This is a genomic window from Pseudomonas sp. PME37.24/006 (genome assembly GCF_055556635.1).
Genome location: NZ_JBVHNL010000004.1, coordinates 72,886 through 87,737 on the forward strand (window position 1 = coordinate 72,886; position 14,852 = coordinate 87,737).

12 protein-coding genes are annotated in these 14,852 nt (G+C 60.0%); 8 read left to right on the plus strand and 4 right to left on the minus strand.

Annotated features, from left to right (window positions below; all coding sequences use genetic code 11):
* Positions 1–330 precede the first annotated feature (330 nt).
* The 4 genes from ACZ3GY_RS16480 to ACZ3GY_RS16495 all read left to right on the plus strand — a co-directional run bounded on the left by ACZ3GY_RS16480 (position 331) and on the right by ACZ3GY_RS16495 (position 6,470).
* Positions 331–2,253, plus strand: a complete 1,923-nt coding sequence (locus ACZ3GY_RS16480) for a PrkA family serine protein kinase (RefSeq protein WP_463562443.1) — start codon at positions 331–333, stop codon at positions 2,251–2,253.
* A gap of 72 nt (positions 2,254–2,325) precedes the next feature.
* Positions 2,326–3,597 (plus strand): YeaH/YhbH family protein, encoded by a 1,272-nt coding sequence (locus ACZ3GY_RS16485; protein WP_465911121.1) that lies wholly within the window; start codon positions 2,326–2,328, stop codon positions 3,595–3,597.
* Entirely contained in the window at positions 3,594–5,162 is a 1,569-nt protein-coding gene (locus tag ACZ3GY_RS16490) for a SpoVR family protein (RefSeq protein WP_465911122.1), read from the plus strand. Before ACZ3GY_RS16485 ends, ACZ3GY_RS16490 begins: the two co-directional genes overlap by 4 nt.
* Positions 5,163–5,249: 87 nt before the next feature.
* Positions 5,250–6,470 (plus strand): multifunctional CCA addition/repair protein, encoded by a 1,221-nt coding sequence (locus ACZ3GY_RS16495; protein WP_465911123.1) that lies wholly within the window; start codon positions 5,250–5,252, stop codon positions 6,468–6,470.
* A gap of 262 nt (positions 6,471–6,732) precedes the next feature.
* Here the strand turns inward: ACZ3GY_RS16495 and folK are convergent, their stop codons facing one another.
* Complete coding sequence (gene folK / locus ACZ3GY_RS16500; RefSeq protein ID WP_465911124.1) at positions 6,733–7,260, minus strand: 2-amino-4-hydroxy-6-hydroxymethyldihydropteridine diphosphokinase; 528 nt, start codon at positions 7,258–7,260, stop codon at positions 6,733–6,735.
* Positions 7,251–7,607 (minus strand): dihydroneopterin aldolase, encoded by a 357-nt coding sequence (folB, locus tag ACZ3GY_RS16505; RefSeq protein ID WP_465911126.1) that lies wholly within the window; start codon positions 7,605–7,607, stop codon positions 7,251–7,253. The genes folK and folB overlap by 10 nt, the downstream gene beginning before the upstream one ends.
* A 74-nt stretch (positions 7,608–7,681) precedes the next feature.
* On the opposite strand from folB, the gene plsY reads away from it, so the two are divergent.
* Positions 7,682–8,251, plus strand: a complete 570-nt coding sequence (gene plsY / locus ACZ3GY_RS16510) for a glycerol-3-phosphate 1-O-acyltransferase PlsY (RefSeq protein WP_463565941.1) — start codon at positions 7,682–7,684, stop codon at positions 8,249–8,251.
* 39 nt (positions 8,252–8,290) lie between these two features.
* Here the strand turns inward: plsY and tsaD are convergent, their stop codons facing one another.
* A complete protein-coding gene (tsaD, locus tag ACZ3GY_RS16515) occupies positions 8,291–9,316 on the minus strand; it encodes a tRNA (adenosine(37)-N6)-threonylcarbamoyltransferase complex transferase subunit TsaD (protein WP_225838000.1) in 1,026 nt (341 codons plus the stop codon).
* A 205-nt stretch (positions 9,317–9,521) separates the two neighbouring features.
* On the opposite strand from tsaD, the gene rpsU reads away from it, so the two are divergent.
* From rpsU to rpoD, 3 genes are all read left to right on the plus strand, one after another.
* Positions 9,522–9,737, plus strand: a complete 216-nt coding sequence (rpsU, locus tag ACZ3GY_RS16520; RefSeq protein WP_003296736.1) for a 30S ribosomal protein S21 — start codon at positions 9,522–9,524, stop codon at positions 9,735–9,737.
* Between the two features lie 142 nt (positions 9,738–9,879).
* Complete coding sequence (gene dnaG / locus ACZ3GY_RS16525; protein WP_465911130.1) at positions 9,880–11,859, plus strand: DNA primase; 1,980 nt, start codon at positions 9,880–9,882, stop codon at positions 11,857–11,859.
* Positions 11,860–11,926: 67 nt separating this feature from the next.
* Positions 11,927–13,774, plus strand: coding sequence for an RNA polymerase sigma factor RpoD (gene rpoD / locus ACZ3GY_RS16530; RefSeq protein ID WP_463566151.1), 1,848 nt, complete (start codon positions 11,927–11,929; stop codon positions 13,772–13,774).
* 66 nt (positions 13,775–13,840) lie between these two features.
* On the opposite strand, the gene yjiA is transcribed toward rpoD, so the two are convergent.
* Positions 13,841–14,806: a GTPase gene (gene yjiA / locus ACZ3GY_RS16535; RefSeq protein ID WP_465911131.1), complete on the minus strand. Its 966-nt coding sequence runs from the start codon at positions 14,804–14,806 to the stop codon at positions 13,841–13,843.
* Between the last annotated feature and the right edge of the window lie 46 nt (positions 14,807–14,852).

Here is a 14,852-nt window from a genome sequence, read left to right on the forward strand (position 1 = left end):
CCTTGACCTTGTCGATTCCGAACTATCCTTACCTTAGGCCATCCCAATTCAGGTAGCCGGCCAACCGGCCGAACGGGCCATCGGTAACCACCTTCAGCAGACAGTCAGGCCATGCAACGAATGGTCATGGCGGGAGAAGGCAGCCGATACGCCGGGCGGGTAATAGCTCGGCGGCTGTCCTTGACCTGCCACGCCACGGACAGGCCGACCACGAGGTTCTGACTAACTGCGGGGTGCTCGGGGGATTCATCTCGGTAGCGCAAGCACCGAGTCTGCATGCACCCGCTCGACCGATCCCGGCCGGCTCCAAGCATCGAGCGAGGTGAAGTCATGAGCATTTTCAGTCACTTCCAGCAACGATTCGAGGCGACCCGCCAGGAAGAGTACTCGCTGCAAGAGTACCTCGAACTGTGCAAACAGGATCGCAGCACCTACGCCAGTGCTTCCGAACGCCTGCTGATGGCAATCGGCGAGCCGGAGCTGCTCGATACGTCGCACAACTCGCGTTTATCACGCATATTTTCCAACAAGGTAATCCGCCGCTACCCCGCCTTCGCCGACTTCCATGGCATGGAAGAGTGCATCGAGCAGATCGTTTCCTACTTCCGCCATGCGGCTCAGGGCCTAGAGGAAAAGAAACAGATCCTCTATCTGCTGGGCCCCGTTGGCGGCGGTAAATCGTCCCTGGCAGAGAAACTCAAGCAACTGATGGAGAAGGTGCCCTTCTACGCCATCAAAGGCTCACCGGTATTCGAATCTCCGCTAGGACTGTTCAATGCAGACGAGGACGCCGCAATCCTCGAAGAGGATTACGGCATTGAACGACGCTATCTGGGCAGCATCATGTCGCCTTGGGCCAGCAAGCGTCTGGCCGAATTCGGTGGCGATATCAGCCAGTTCCGCGTGGTCAAGCTCTACCCCTCGATTCTCAACCAGATCGCCATTGCCAAGACCGAACCCGGCGACGAGAACAACCAGGATATCTCCGCCCTTGTCGGCAAGGTGGACATTCGCAAGCTTGAGGAATACCCGCAGAACGATGCCGATGCCTACAGCTACTCGGGCGCACTGTGCCGGGCAAACCAGGGCCTGATGGAGTTCGTCGAGATGTTCAAGGCGCCGATCAAGGTGCTGCATCCACTGCTCACTGCTACCCAGGAAGGCAACTACAACAGCACCGAAGGTTTGGGGGCTATTCCCTATAACGGCATCCTGCTGGCCCACTCCAACGAATCGGAATGGCACACCTTCCGCAACAACAAGAACAACGAAGCGTTCATCGACCGTATCTACATCGTCAAGGTGCCCTACTGCCTGCGCGTCAACGACGAGATCAAGATCTACGACAAGCTGTTGATCAGCAGCTCGCTGGCCAACGCCCACTGCGCGCCTGACACCCTGAAGATGCTCGCCCAGTTCTCTACCCTGTCGCGCCTCAAGGAACCGGACAACTCCAATATCTACTCGAAGATGCGCGTCTACGACGGCGAGAACCTCAAAGACACCGACCCCAAGGCCAAATCGATTCAGGAATACCGCGATGCCGCTGGCGTCGATGAAGGCATGAATGGTCTGTCGACCCGCTTCGCCTTCAAGATTCTCTCCAAGGTGTTCAACTTCGACCCCCATGAAATCGCCGCCAACCCGGTGCATCTGCTCTACGTGCTGGAACAGCAGATCGAGCAGGAACAGTTCCCGGGCGAAGTGCGCGAGCGTTACCTTCGCTTCATCAAGGAGTACCTGGCACCGCGCTACATCGAATTCATCGGCAAGGAGATTCAGACCGCCTATCTCGAGTCCTACAGCGAATATGGCCAGAACATCTTCGACCGTTACGTGCTGTACGCCGATTTCTGGATTCAGGATCAGGAGTACCGCGACCCGGAGACAGGTGAAATCCTCAACCGCGTAGCCCTCAACGAGGAGCTGGAGAAGATCGAGAAACCGGCCGGCATCAGCAACCCAAAAGACTTCCGCAACGAAATCGTCAACTTCGTGCTGCGCGCCCGCGCCAACAACAACGGCAAGAATCCGACCTGGCTGAGCTACGAGAAGCTGCGTGTGGTAATCGAGAAGAAGATGTTCTCCAACACCGAGGATCTGCTGCCCGTCATCAGTTTCAACGCCAAAGCCAGCAAAGAGGATCAGCAGAAGCACAACGACTTCGTCAACCGCATGGTCGAGCGCGGCTACACCGAGAAGCAGGTTCGCCTGCTGTCCGAATGGTATTTGCGCGTACGTAAATCGCAGTAAGCGGCCTCAGGCTTCAGGCCATGGCGGCTCAGCCGCCCGTGGCTTGAAGCCTGTAGCGCCCGGAGGGCTTGTATGAGCTACGTGATCGACCGTCGCCTGAATGGCAAGAACAAGAGCACGGTGAACCGTCAGCGGTTCATCCGTCGTTACCGTGATCACATCAAGAAGGCCGTGGAAGAAGCAGTCAGCCGCCGCTCCATCACCGACATGGAACACGGCGAGCAGATCAGCATTCCAGGGCGCGATATCGACGAACCGGTGTTGCACCATGGCCGGGGCGGCAAACAGACCGTCGTGCATCCCGGCAACAAGGATTTCATCGCTGGCGAACGCATCCCTCGGCCACAGGGCGGTGGTGGCGGCCAGGGTGCTGGCAAGGCCAGCAATTCCGGCGATGGCATGGATGAATTCGTCTTTCAGATCACTCAGGAAGAATTTCTCGATTTCATGTTCGAGGATCTGGAGCTGCCCAATCTGGTCAAACGCCATCTGACCGGCGCCGAGACCTTCAAGACCGTACGCGCCGGTATCAGCAGCGAGGGCAACCCGTCGCGGATCAACATCATCCGCACCCTGCGCTCGGCCCATGCCAGGCGCATCGCGCTGTCCGGCAGCAGCCGGGCAAAATTGCGTGAAGCCAAGGCAGAGCTGGAACGCCTGCGCCGTGAAGAGCCCGACAACTTCGGCGACATTCAGCTCCTGGAAGCCGAAATCGAACGGCTCAGCGCGCGCATTCACCGCGTTCCGTTTCTCGACACTTTCGACCTCAAGTACAACTTGCTGGTCAAACACCCCACTCCCAGCTCCAAGGCGGTGATGTTCTGCCTGATGGACGTATCCGGCTCCATGACCCAGGCGACCAAAGATGTCGCCAAGCGCTTCTTCATCCTTCTCTACCTGTTCCTCAAGCGCAATTACGACAAGATCGACGTGGTATTCATCCGCCACCACACCAGCGCCAAGGAAGTGGACGAGGAAGAGTTCTTCTACTCGCGGGAAACCGGCGGCACCATCGTATCCAGCGCCCTGAAAATGATGCAGGAGATCATGGCCGAGCGTTATCCGGTCAACGAATGGAACATCTACGGCGCCCAGGCTTCCGACGGCGACAACTGGAACGACGACTCACCGGTGTGCCGCGACATCCTGATCAAGCAGATCATGCCCTTCGTGCAGTACTTCACCTACGTGGAAATCACCCCGCGCGAACACCAGGCCCTGTGGTTCGAATACGAACGGGTCGCCGAAGCCTTCGACGAGACCTTCGCCCAGCAGCAACTGGTATCGGCGGGCGACATCTACCCGGTATTCCGCGAACTGTTCCAGCGGAGGCTTTCGACATGAGCAGCAACGCCAGCAGCAGGAAACGCCAGCCTCTATCCACTGGCTCGGAATGGACCTTCGAGCTGATCCGCGACTATGACCGGGAAATCAGCCGGCTCGCCGAACGCTACGCACTGGATACCTACCCGAACCAGATTGAGGTGATCACCGCCGAGCAGATGATGGATGCCTATGCCTCCGTGGGCATGCCGCTGGGCTATCACCACTGGTCGTACGGCAAGCAGTTTCTCAGCACCGAGAAATCCTACAGCCGTGGGCAGATGGGCCTGGCCTACGAAATCGTCATCAACTCCGACCCTTGCATCGCTTACCTGATGGAGGAAAACACCATCACCATGCAGGCGCTGGTGATCGCTCATGCCTGCTATGGACACAACAGCTTCTTCAAGGGTAATTACCTGTTCCGCACCTGGACGGACGCCAGTTCGATCATCGATTACCTGGTGTTCGCCAAGCAGTACATCACCCAGTGCGAAGAGCGCCATGGCATCGATGCGGTCGAGGATCTGATCGACTCCTGCCATGCGCTGATGAATTACGGCGTGGATCGCTACAAACGCCCTTACCCGATATCAGCCGAGGAAGAGCGCCGTCGTCAGAAAGATCGAGAAGAGCACCTGCAGCGCCAGATCAACGACCTGTGGCGTACCATCCCCAAGAGCGCCAGCAAGGCCGGCGATGAGGACAACAAGCGCTTTCCAGCAGAGCCTCAGGAAAACATCCTCTATTTTCTGGAAAAACATGCGCCGCTGCTCGAGCCCTGGCAGCGCGAAGTGATCCGCATCGTGCGCAAGATCGCCCAGTACTTCTACCCGCAGCGTCAGACCCAGGTCATGAACGAAGGCTGGGCAACGTTCTGGCACTACACCCTGATGAACGACCTCTACGACGAGGGCCTCGTTACCGAGGGCTTCATGATGGAGTTTTTGCAATCACACACCAGCGTGGTGCTTCAGCCGTCTTTCGACAGCCCTTACTACAGCGGCATCAACCCCTACGCCCTGGGGTTTGCCATGTACCGCGACATCCGCCGCATCTGCGAGGAGCCGACCGAGGAGGATCGCCACTGGTTCCCCGACATCGCCGGCAGCGACTGGCTGAGCACACTGAAATTCGCCATGACCAGCTTCAAGGACGAGAGCTTCATCCTCCAGTACCTGTCGCCCAAGGTAATCCGCGACCTCAAGTTATTCAGCATTCTCGACGACGACCAGAAAGACGAATTGAGCGTACCGGCCATCCACGATGAACCCGGCTACCAGGTCATTCGCGAAACCCTGGCTGCCCAGTACAACCTGGGCAATCGCGAACCCAACGTACAGATATGGAACATCGACCGACGTGGCGATCGCTCACTGACCTTGCGCCACTTCCAACACGATCGCAAACCACTGGGCAACTCCACCGAAGACGTGCTCAAACACCTGCACCGCTTGTGGGGTTTCGATATTCACCTGCAAACGCTGCAAGGTGAACAGATCGTCAATACTCACCACGTACCACCGAAGAACGCCGCCTCGGACGGCGACTTGCCACGTCTGGATCTGCACATTCCTCCCCTCTGAACACCGGGCCCAACCTGGGCCCAGTGATGCCTACGCGACGACAGGCTCCGACGCAGCGGTTATCCTCTGCCCATGATGGAGATCCCTATGCATATCTACAAAGTCGGCGGCGCGGTACGCGACCGCCTACTCGGGCGGCCAGTCACCGAGATCGACTGGGTCGTGGTTGGCAGCACTGCAGAGGCCATGCTGGAAGCGGGCTATCGCCCGGTCGGTGCAGATTTTCCGGTGTTTCTGCACCCGCAAACCGGTGAGGAATATGCGCTGGCGCGCACCGAGCGCAAGAGTGGCCGTGGCTACGGTGGTTTCACGTTCCACGCCAGTCCTGAAGTGACTCTGGAAGAAGATCTGATCCGCCGCGACCTGACCATCAACGCCATCGCCGAAGACCAATACGGCCAGCTTATTGACCCGTACGGCGGGCAACGTGACCTCGCCGCCAAACAGCTGCGCCATGTATCTCCAGCTTTTGCCGAAGATCCGCTGCGCGTTCTGCGCGTGGCCCGCTTCGCTGCCCGCTATGCACCGCTAGGCTTTAGCGTGGCAGCCGAGACGCTGACGCTGATGCGCCAGCTTGCCGAATCCGGTGAGTTGGACGCTCTCACGCCCGAGCGCAGCTGGAAGGAGATATCCCGCGCGCTGATGGAACCGAGGCCTGATGTTTTCATTCAGGTGCTGCGCGATTGCGGCGCCTTGGCGGCCATGCTGCCAGAGGTGGATGCCCTGTTTGGTGTGCCTCAGCCAGCGGCACACCACCCGGAGGTCGACACCGGTATTCATGTGCTGGCCGTGCTGCGCCAGTGCGCCGAGCACGGGCAACCTCTGCCGGTGCGCTGGGCCTGCCTGCTGCATGACGTGGGTAAGGGGCTGACCAAACCTGCCGATTGGCCCCGACACATAGCCCATGAGCACCGAGGTATCCCGCTGATAAAGGCGATCAACAGCCGCTGCAAGGTGCCTCGGGAGTGCCAGGAGTTGGCCGAGCTGGTCGGCGAGTTTCACACCCACGCTCACCGTGCCCTGGAATTGCGCGCATCGACCCTACTGGAGCTGATGCAGCGCTTTGACGTGTTCCGCCGCCCGCAACGCTTCGAAGCCTTTGTCGCGGCCAGCGAGATGGATGCCCGTGGCCGTCATGGGTTGGAACAGCGTGAATATCCGCAGGCCGCCTACCTGCTGGACGCCATGCAGGCGGTTCGCCAAGTGGCCGTGCAACCGTTACTGGAGCGCGGCTACAAGGGCGCGGAACTGGGCGAAGCGCTCAATCGCGAGCGCCTTGCCGCACTGAAGACATTCAAGGGAGCCTAGGGTCTGTTGCCGTTTCACGCACGGCCGCGCCGGAGCCCGTTTTACCGCGAGGCAAGGCACGAGCCGCGAAGTTTAGCTGGCTAAATGAGCCGGCGAGAAACGCAGCATCGCGGCAAAACGGGCCCGGCCCTGCGGGTTGCGCGGGAAATCTCGCCATGTGTCGTTGGAGGACTTGAAAAGGGAACGCCATTCCCTGCGTCCTCCGCCTAACCTGGCGAGATTTCTCGCGGCAACGCGGCTCGCGTTGAAACGGCAACAGACCCTAGGGCGACGGCAGCAACTCGGCAGGCGTCAGCTCGGCACCGCGCCACTGGAAGGAAACCGGCCACAGTTGCTGCTCGATCCGCGCCTCGCGCCACAACTGGGCGAAGCTGCGACCTACACCCGGATGCTCGACATCGGGCACCAGCAGGGCCAGCGGCCTGAGCACAAACGCATTTCTGAGAATTTCTGCGCGGGGCAACACCAAGCCATCGAAATTGCCGACCAGCTGGTCGTACATCAGCACGTCGATATCCAGTGGCAATCCGACTCGATCCGGGGCATAGCGACCGTTATCAGCCTCGATGAACTTCAGCCGGCGATCCAATTCGAGCAGCGGTAACTCGGTATATCCAGCAATCACCAGATTGAAGAACGGGCCACTCTTGATGCCAACCGCCAGGCTTTCGAAGACTGGCGAGCAGCGCATGTCGGTGATGATATCGGCCAGGGCATCGAGACCAGCGCGCAGGTGCACTTCGCGCTCCATATTGCTGCCCAGGCCCAGCAGTATCGGGGTTAGCGACATCCGCGCTCGATCTCCACGCCAACACCACCACGGGCAGCAGGCACAGCCCCTGGTTTGGTCAGGCGCAGGCGCACCCAGGGTATGCCGAACTCGCTCATCAGCAGCGCGACCAGACGCTCGGCGAAGGTTTCCACGAGGATGAACTGCGACTCGCTGGCGAAGGCCTGGATACGCGTGGACACCGAGGCGTAATCCAGCGCCTTGCTCAAGTCATCATCTTCGGCCGCCGGACGGTTGTCCCAGCCCAGCCACAGATCCAGCTGCAGGCATTGGCGGATGGTGCGCTCCCAGTCGTAGGCACCGATAACGGTGTCGACTTCCAGACCCGCGATAAACACTGTGTCCAAGCATGCTCTCCACGGCACGACAAGCTCGCCGTACCTCGTTAGAATCGGGCATCCCCCGGCGCGGAATGGATACCATGTTTTGGTTGCTGGCGATCCTCGCCTACCTGCTCGGCTCGCTGTCCTTCGCTATCCTACTCAGCCGCATGACCGGCCTGGCAGACCCGCGCGCCAGTGGTTCGGGCAATCCCGGCGCCACCAATATGCTACGGGTGGCCGGCAAACGCCTGGCCATTCTCACGCTGATTGGCGATCTGTTCAAAGGTTTGCTGCCGGTTCTGTTTGCTGCCCACCTTGGATTCGAGCTGCAACAGCAGGCTTGGCTGGGGCTGGCGGCCGTGGTCGGGCACCTTTACCCGATCTACTTCCGCTTTCGCGGTGGCAAAGGCGTCGCCACCGCAGCCGGCATGCTGCTGGGCCTGTATCCACCCGCGGCGCTGCTGGCGCTCTGCACCTGGCTGTTGACCTTCACACTGACCCGTACCAGCTCCCTCGCGGCACTGACCGCAGCGCCGCTGACCTTGCCCCTGCTCGCCTGGCAACAGCCGGCCGCGCTGCTGCCGATGTGCGTACTCAGCGGGCTGATCGTCTGGCGTCACCGCAGCAATCTACGCGATCTGTGGGCCGGCCGTGAGCGGCATTTCTAGATACTAGCCATGAGCGAACTTCATGCAGCCTGGGCGGAGTCACAACGCCGGTAACTGCTCCATCGGCCAGCGTGCCTGTACGCTGATCGCCAGATCCTGATGTTGCCCGGCGAGCAGTCGCTGACAACCGGCGTAAGCGATCATCGCGCCGTTGTCGGTACAGAATGCCGGACGGGCGTAAAAGACCTTGCCCTTCAGCGCTGCAAGCATGTCTTCCAGCGACAGGCGCAGTGCCTGATTGGCGCTTACGCCGCCGGCGATCACCAGGCTGTTGAGGCCCGTCTGTTTGAGCGCCCGCCGGCATTTGATGGTCAGCGTCTCGACCACTGCCTGCTGGAACGCCAAGGCCACGTCACAACGGGTCTGCTCGCTGTCGTCGCCATTGGCGCAGCATTGCTGCCAGGTATTGAGGGTGAAGGTCTTCAAGCCACTGAAGCTGAAATCCAGGCCAGGGCGATCGGTCATCGGCTTCGGGAACACGAAGCGCCCGGGCGTGCCGCGCTCGGCGAGCCGGGCGATCTCCGGGCCACCGGGATAACGCAGGCCCATCAGCTTGGCGGTCTTGTCGAACGCTTCGCCGGCAGCATCATCCAGCGACTCACCGAGCAACTGGTATTCACCGATTCCGTCGACCCGAACCAGCTGGGTATGCCCACCCGACACCAACAAAGCGACGAACGGAAAAGCCGGCGGGTTAGGCTCGAGCATGGGCGCCAGCAGGTGGCCTTCCATGTGGTGTACGCCAATGGCCGGTACATCCCAGGCAAACGCCAACGCCTGGGCGCAAGACGCCCCGACCAGCAGTGCGCCGACCAAGCCAGGGCCCGCCGTGTAGGCAATGGCGTCGATATCGGTTGCCACGCAGCCGGCCTCCTCCAGCACCTGGCGGATCAGCGGCAGCATGCGTTTGACGTGGTCGCGCGAAGCCAACTCCGGCACCACGCCGCCATAGGCGCGGTGCAGGTCGATCTGACTGAACAGCGCGTCTGCAAGCAGGCCGCGTTCGCTGTCGTAGAGCGCGACACCGGTCTCGTCGCATGAAGTTTCCAATCCCAGCACCAGCATGGTTTCGCCTTGATTTAACAGACCGCAGAGCGTGAAAGGCCGGCATAATAATCGTCGCCAAGCGGCACAGACCAGTGCTTTTCGATCAGAGGCTTTGCATTCCGCCTGACTAGGCGGTAACATCCGCAACCCTTAAAAACCTGTGATCTTTCCGTGCTATTGCCAGGAAGACACAAACCTCCGGTAATAAAGAAGGTAGCTCTGGATGCCAGCCGTCAAAGTTAAAGAGAACGAACCCTTCGACGTAGCTCTGCGTCGTTTCAAGCGCTCCTGCGAAAAAGCCGGTGTTCTGGCCGAAGTTCGTAGCCGCGAATTCTACGAAAAACCGACTTCCGAGCGTAAGCGTAAAGCCGCCGCCGCGGTCAAGCGTCACGCGAAGAAAGTGCAGCGCGAGCAGCGCCGCAGCGTTCGCCTGTACTAATACAGTACTCGCAACGCCTGAATGCCCGGCGCAAGCCGGGCATTATCGCCAAAAACTCCGCATAGCCCACGGGCGAATGTTCGGAGTTTTTGCGTTTTTGCCGCTATTGTTCCCTACAGCGCTGCAGCAGTACTGAGCACCTATGGCCGGCCTGATCCCGCAATCCTTTATTGATGACCTACTTAACCGCACCGACATCGTCGACGTGGTGAGTTCGCGCATCCAACTGAAGAAGACCGGTAAGAACTACAGCGCCTGCTGCCCTTTCCATAAGGAAAAATCGCCCTCCTTCACCGTCAGCCCCGACAAGCAGTTCTATTACTGCTTCGGCTGTGGCGCCGGTGGTAACGCCCTGGGCTTCGTGATGGATCACGACCAGATGGAGTTTCCCCAGGCGGTCGAGGAACTGGCCAAACGCGCCGGCATGGATGTACCGCGCGAGGACGGCGGGCGCGGCGGCAAACCCCGCCAACCCAGCGACTCGCCACTCTATGCGCTGCTCAAGGCCGCCGCGGACTTCTACCGCCAGGCACTGAAGAGCCATCCGCAGCGCCGCGCCGCGGTCGACTACCTGAAAGGCCGCGGGCTGTCCGGCGAGATCGCCCGGGACTTCGGCCTTGGCTTCGCACCTCCGGGCTGGGACAACCTGCTCAAGCACCTGGCTGGCGATAGCCTGCAGCACAAGGCAATGATCGATGCCGGCCTGCTGGTGGAAAACCCCGACAGCGGCAAACGCTACGACCGCTTCCGTGATCGGGTGATATTCCCCATTCACGACAGCCGTGGCCGCGTCATCGCCTTTGGCGGCCGGGTACTGGGCGACGACAAGCCCAAATACCTGAACTCGCCAGAAACCCCGGTATTCCACAAGGGCCAGGAACTCTACGGCCTGTACGAGGCGCGCAAGCACAACCGCAATCTTGACGAAGTCATGGTGGTCGAGGGCTACATGGATGTCATCGCCCTTGCCCAGCAAGGCCTGCGCAACGCCGTGGCAACCCTGGGCACCGCCACCAGCGAGGAACACCTCAAGCGCCTGTTTCGCCTGGTACCAAGCGTATTGTTCTGCTTCGACGGCGACCAGGCCGGCCGCAATGCAGCCTGGCGGGCACTGGAAGCCGCCCTGCCAAACCTGCAGGATGGCCGTCGAGCCCGCTTCCTTTTCCTGCCTGAAGGCGAAGATCCGGACACCCTGGTACGTAGCGAGGGCACCGATGCATTCCGCGCACGCATTCAACAGCACGCCCAACCCCTGGCTGATTATTTCTTCCAGCAACTGAGTGAAGAAGCCGACCCACGCTCGCTGGAAGGCAAAGCACACCTGGTGACGCTGGCCGCACCGCTGATCGAAAAGATCCCCGGCAACACGCTGCGCGCCCTGATGCGTCAACGCCTGACCCAGATTACCGGCCTCAGCAGCGACGCCCTGAGCCAGATATCCACGCCGCCCGTCCGACAAGCTTCAGCGCCCCCTCAGCAAGAGGGCAATAGCCCTGCACCGCACTTCGAAGCCATCCCCGACAGCGCCTACTATGACGCAGCGCCTGGCCATGAGGAGCACCCAGTTGCCCCAGCATTCGAGCTTCCAGCCAGAAAACAGGGTAAGGGCGACTGGAAAAAAGAGGGCGGCAAGTGGAGCAAGAAAGGCCGTGATGACTACCACCCACCGCGCACCGTAGTGAGCGTCGAGTCGCCCCACCTGAGCGCTCTGCGCAGCTTGCTGCACCATCCAGAACTTGCACAGAAGGTCGATGATGTCAGCAACTTCGCTGCCGAAGGCGACACGTATGCTCAATTATTGGTGGCACTGGTAGGTACGCTACAGAAGCAGCCTGGCCTGCGCTCGCTGCAACTGATCGCCCGCTGGCACGGCACCGAACAAGGTCGACTACTCAAGGTACTGGCCGAAAAAGAATGGTTAATCGATCACGACAACCTTGAACGGCAGTTTTTCGACACCATAACTACACTTGTCCATAGTCAGTCATTACGACGCCGCGAAACCGCTCTGCGTAGCATCATGCAGAAAGGCCCTAGCGAACTCACCGACGAGGAAAAGGCTCTGCTGCGTGAGCATTACAGCAGTCTTTCCTCGCCCAGCAAGACCCCAACTGGCGCCTGAGCGCCGAGCTGAGGTATAATCCTCGGCTTGTTTTTAGCCCGCCAAGACCTTCAGTGGATAGGGTGTTATGTCCGGAAAAGCGCAACAGCAATCTCGTATCAAAGAGTTGATCACCCTGGGTCGTGAGCAGAAGTATCTGACTTACGCAGAGGTCAACGACCACCTGCCTGAGGATATTTCAGATCCTGAGCAGGTGGAAGACATCATCCGCATGATCAATGACATGGGGATCCCGGTACACGAGAGTGCTCCGGATGCAGACGCCCTGATGCTGGCCGATGCCGACACCGACGAAGCCGCCGCTGAAGAAGCTGCTGCTGCGTTGGCTGCGGTTGAAACCGATATCGGTCGCACCACCGACCCGGTGCGCATGTACATGCGCGAAATGGGTACTGTGGAGCTGCTGACCCGTGAAGGCGAGATCGAAATCGCCAAGCGGATCGAGGAAGGCATCCGTGAAGTAATGGGTTCAATTGCCCACTTCCCAGGTACCGTCGACAGCATTCTCGCCGAATACACCCGCGTCACCACCGAGGGCGGCCGCTTGGTCGAAGTCCTCAGTGGCTACATCGACCCGGATGACGGCATCGTTCCTGCTGAAGCTGCTGCTCCCGTGCCTGCGGCCGGCGATGCCGCTGCCGAAGAAAAGGGCGACGATGAAGAAGACGGCGATAGCGACGACGAGGAAGAAGAAGGCGACGGTGGACCGGATCCTGAAGAGGCTCTGCGCCGCTTCACCGCAGTCTCCGATCAGCTGGAAATCGCCAAGAAAGCGCTGAAGAAGCATGGCCGCAGCAGCAAACAGGCCATCGCAGAGCTCAAGGCATTGGCCGAGCTGTTCATGCCGATCAAGCTGGTGCCCAAGCAGTACGAAGCCCTGGTGGTTCGCGTACGTGAAGCGCTGGATCGTCTGCGTGGCCAGGAACGCGCCATCATGCAGCTGTGCGTACGTGATGCACGTATGCCGCGCGCCGACTTCTTGCGCCTGTTCCCGGGTAATGAAGTTGATCTGGACTGGGCTGCTGGCCTGGCCAAAGGCAAATCCAAGTATGCGGAAGCCATCGGCAACCTGCAGGCCGACATTCAGCGCTGCCAGCAGAAGCTGATTGCCCTGCAGACCGAAAGCGACCTGACGCTGGCCGAGATCAAGGACATCAACCGTCGCATGTCGATCGGTGAGGCGAAAGCCCGCCGCGCGAAGAAAGAGATGGTCGAAGCCAACCTGCGTCTGGTGATTTCGATCGCCAAGAAGTACACCAACCGTGGCTTGCAATTCCTCGATCTGATCCAGGAAGGCAACATCGGCCTGATGAAGGCGGTGGACAAGTTCGAATACCGTCGCGGCTACAAGTTCTCGACCTATGCAACCTGGTGGATCCGTCAGGCGATCACTCGCTCGATCGCCGACCAAGCACGCACCATCCGTATTCCGGTGCACATGATCGAGACGATCAACAAGCTCAACCGCATCTCCCGTCAGATGCTTCAGGAGATGGGCCGCGAGCCTACTCCGGAAGAGCTGGGTGAGCGCATGGAAATGCCTGAGGACAAGATCCGCAAGGTATTGAAGATCGCCAAAGAGCCGATCTCCATGGAAACCCCGATCGGCGACGACGAAGACTCGCACCTGGGCGACTTCATCGAGGACAGCACCATGCAGTCCCCGATCGACGTAGCCACCGTGGAAAGCCTCAAGGAAGCCACTCGCGAAGTGCTTTCCGGCCTGACTGCCCGCGAAGCCAAGGTGCTGCGCATGCGCTTCGGGATCGACATGAACACTGACCACACCCTCGAGGAAGTGGGCAAGCAGTTCGATGTTACCCGTGAGCGTATTCGTCAGATCGAAGCCAAGGCCCTGCGTAAGCTGCGTCACCCTACCCGTAGCGAACACCTGCGCTCGTTCCTCGACGAGTAAGGTTTCACGGGAATAAAAGATGCCGGACAGCGCGAGCTGACCGGCATTTTTTTGTCTGCGATAAAGCTAGGCGCTGAGCGCGGCGAAGCCCTGACGGATCGCCTCTTCAGGCAGGTTATCGCCGATGAAGACGATCACGCTCTCACGCTTCTCGTCAGCACCCCACTCGCTGTCCCAATCGAAACCATAGAGCCGCAACACGCCCTGGAACACCATGCGACGGTCTTCCTCGGTAATGCTCAGCACGCCTTTGTAACGCAGCAGTGAATTGCCGTGCTCTTCCAGCAGGTCTTCCATGAAACCGGAAAGCCGATCCAGATCCAGCGGCGTATCGCTGGTAAGCACCAGCGTGGAAATACGGTCACTGTTCTTGCTAGGTGCAACCGGGCGCAGGCTCGGTGCGATATCGGCGTTGAGGTTGAAGCCACGCACGTCGAGCAGTTCGCCCAGGTCAATGCGGCCGTGCTCGACCACCCGGATGGGCGCCCTTCTGTTGATGCGCTGCAAGCGCGCGATCAACGCCTCACGGCTGGCTTCATCGACCAGATCGGTCTTGCTCAGCAGGATGCGGTCAGCGAAGCCGACCTGAGCCTGGGCGATGGTTTCCTGCAGGTGGCGCTCGGCGTTGGCGGCATCCACCAGGGTGATGATGCCATCCAGCACGTAGCGCTCGCACAACTCCTCCGTAGCGAAGAAGGTCTGCGCTACCGGCGCTGGGTCAGCGAGGCCGGTGCATTCGATCACCAGCCGGTCGAAGGCCAGTTCGCCGCTGTCGAGCTTTTCCAGCAGCAGGAACAGCGCCTTTTCCAGCTCGACATGAATGGAGCAGCAGACGCAGCCATTGGCCAAGGTCATCACCTGCACCGGCTCGCTGCCGAGCAACTGGCTGTCGATCGGCACTTCGCTGTATTCGTTTTCGATGACCGCAATCTTCAGGCCGTGCTCGGCCTTCAGCACATGGCGCAATAGGGTGGTCTTACCAGCCCCGAGAAAACCGCTGAGCACGGTTACCGGAATGGGGGAAAAGGACATAAAACACGTTCCTCTGAATGACACACGCCACGACTAGGCGTGGCGT

Coding starts and splice junctions, on each gene's coding strand:
- ACZ3GY_RS16480 (WP_463562443.1), top strand. CDS start 331: ATGAGCATTTTCAGTCACTTCCAGCAACGATTCGAGGCGACCCGCCAG.
- ACZ3GY_RS16485 (WP_465911121.1), top strand. CDS start 2,326: ATGAGCTACGTGATCGACCGTCGCCTGAATGGCAAGAACAAGAGCACG.
- ACZ3GY_RS16490 (WP_465911122.1), top strand. CDS start 3,594: ATGAGCAGCAACGCCAGCAGCAGGAAACGCCAGCCTCTATCCACTGGC.
- ACZ3GY_RS16495 (WP_465911123.1), top strand. CDS start 5,250: ATGCATATCTACAAAGTCGGCGGCGCGGTACGCGACCGCCTACTCGGG.
- folK (WP_465911124.1), bottom strand. CDS start 7,260: ATGTCGCTAACCCCGATACTGCTGGGCCTGGGCAGCAATATGGAGCGC.
- plsY (WP_463565941.1), top strand. CDS start 7,682: ATGTTTTGGTTGCTGGCGATCCTCGCCTACCTGCTCGGCTCGCTGTCC.
- tsaD (WP_225838000.1), bottom strand. CDS start 9,316: ATGCTGGTGCTGGGATTGGAAACTTCATGCGACGAGACCGGTGTCGCG.
- rpsU (WP_003296736.1), top strand. CDS start 9,522: ATGCCAGCCGTCAAAGTTAAAGAGAACGAACCCTTCGACGTAGCTCTG.
- dnaG (WP_465911130.1), top strand. CDS start 9,880: ATGGCCGGCCTGATCCCGCAATCCTTTATTGATGACCTACTTAACCGC.
- rpoD (WP_463566151.1), top strand. CDS start 11,927: ATGTCCGGAAAAGCGCAACAGCAATCTCGTATCAAAGAGTTGATCACC.
- yjiA (WP_465911131.1), bottom strand. CDS start 14,806: ATGTCCTTTTCCCCCATTCCGGTAACCGTGCTCAGCGGTTTTCTCGGG.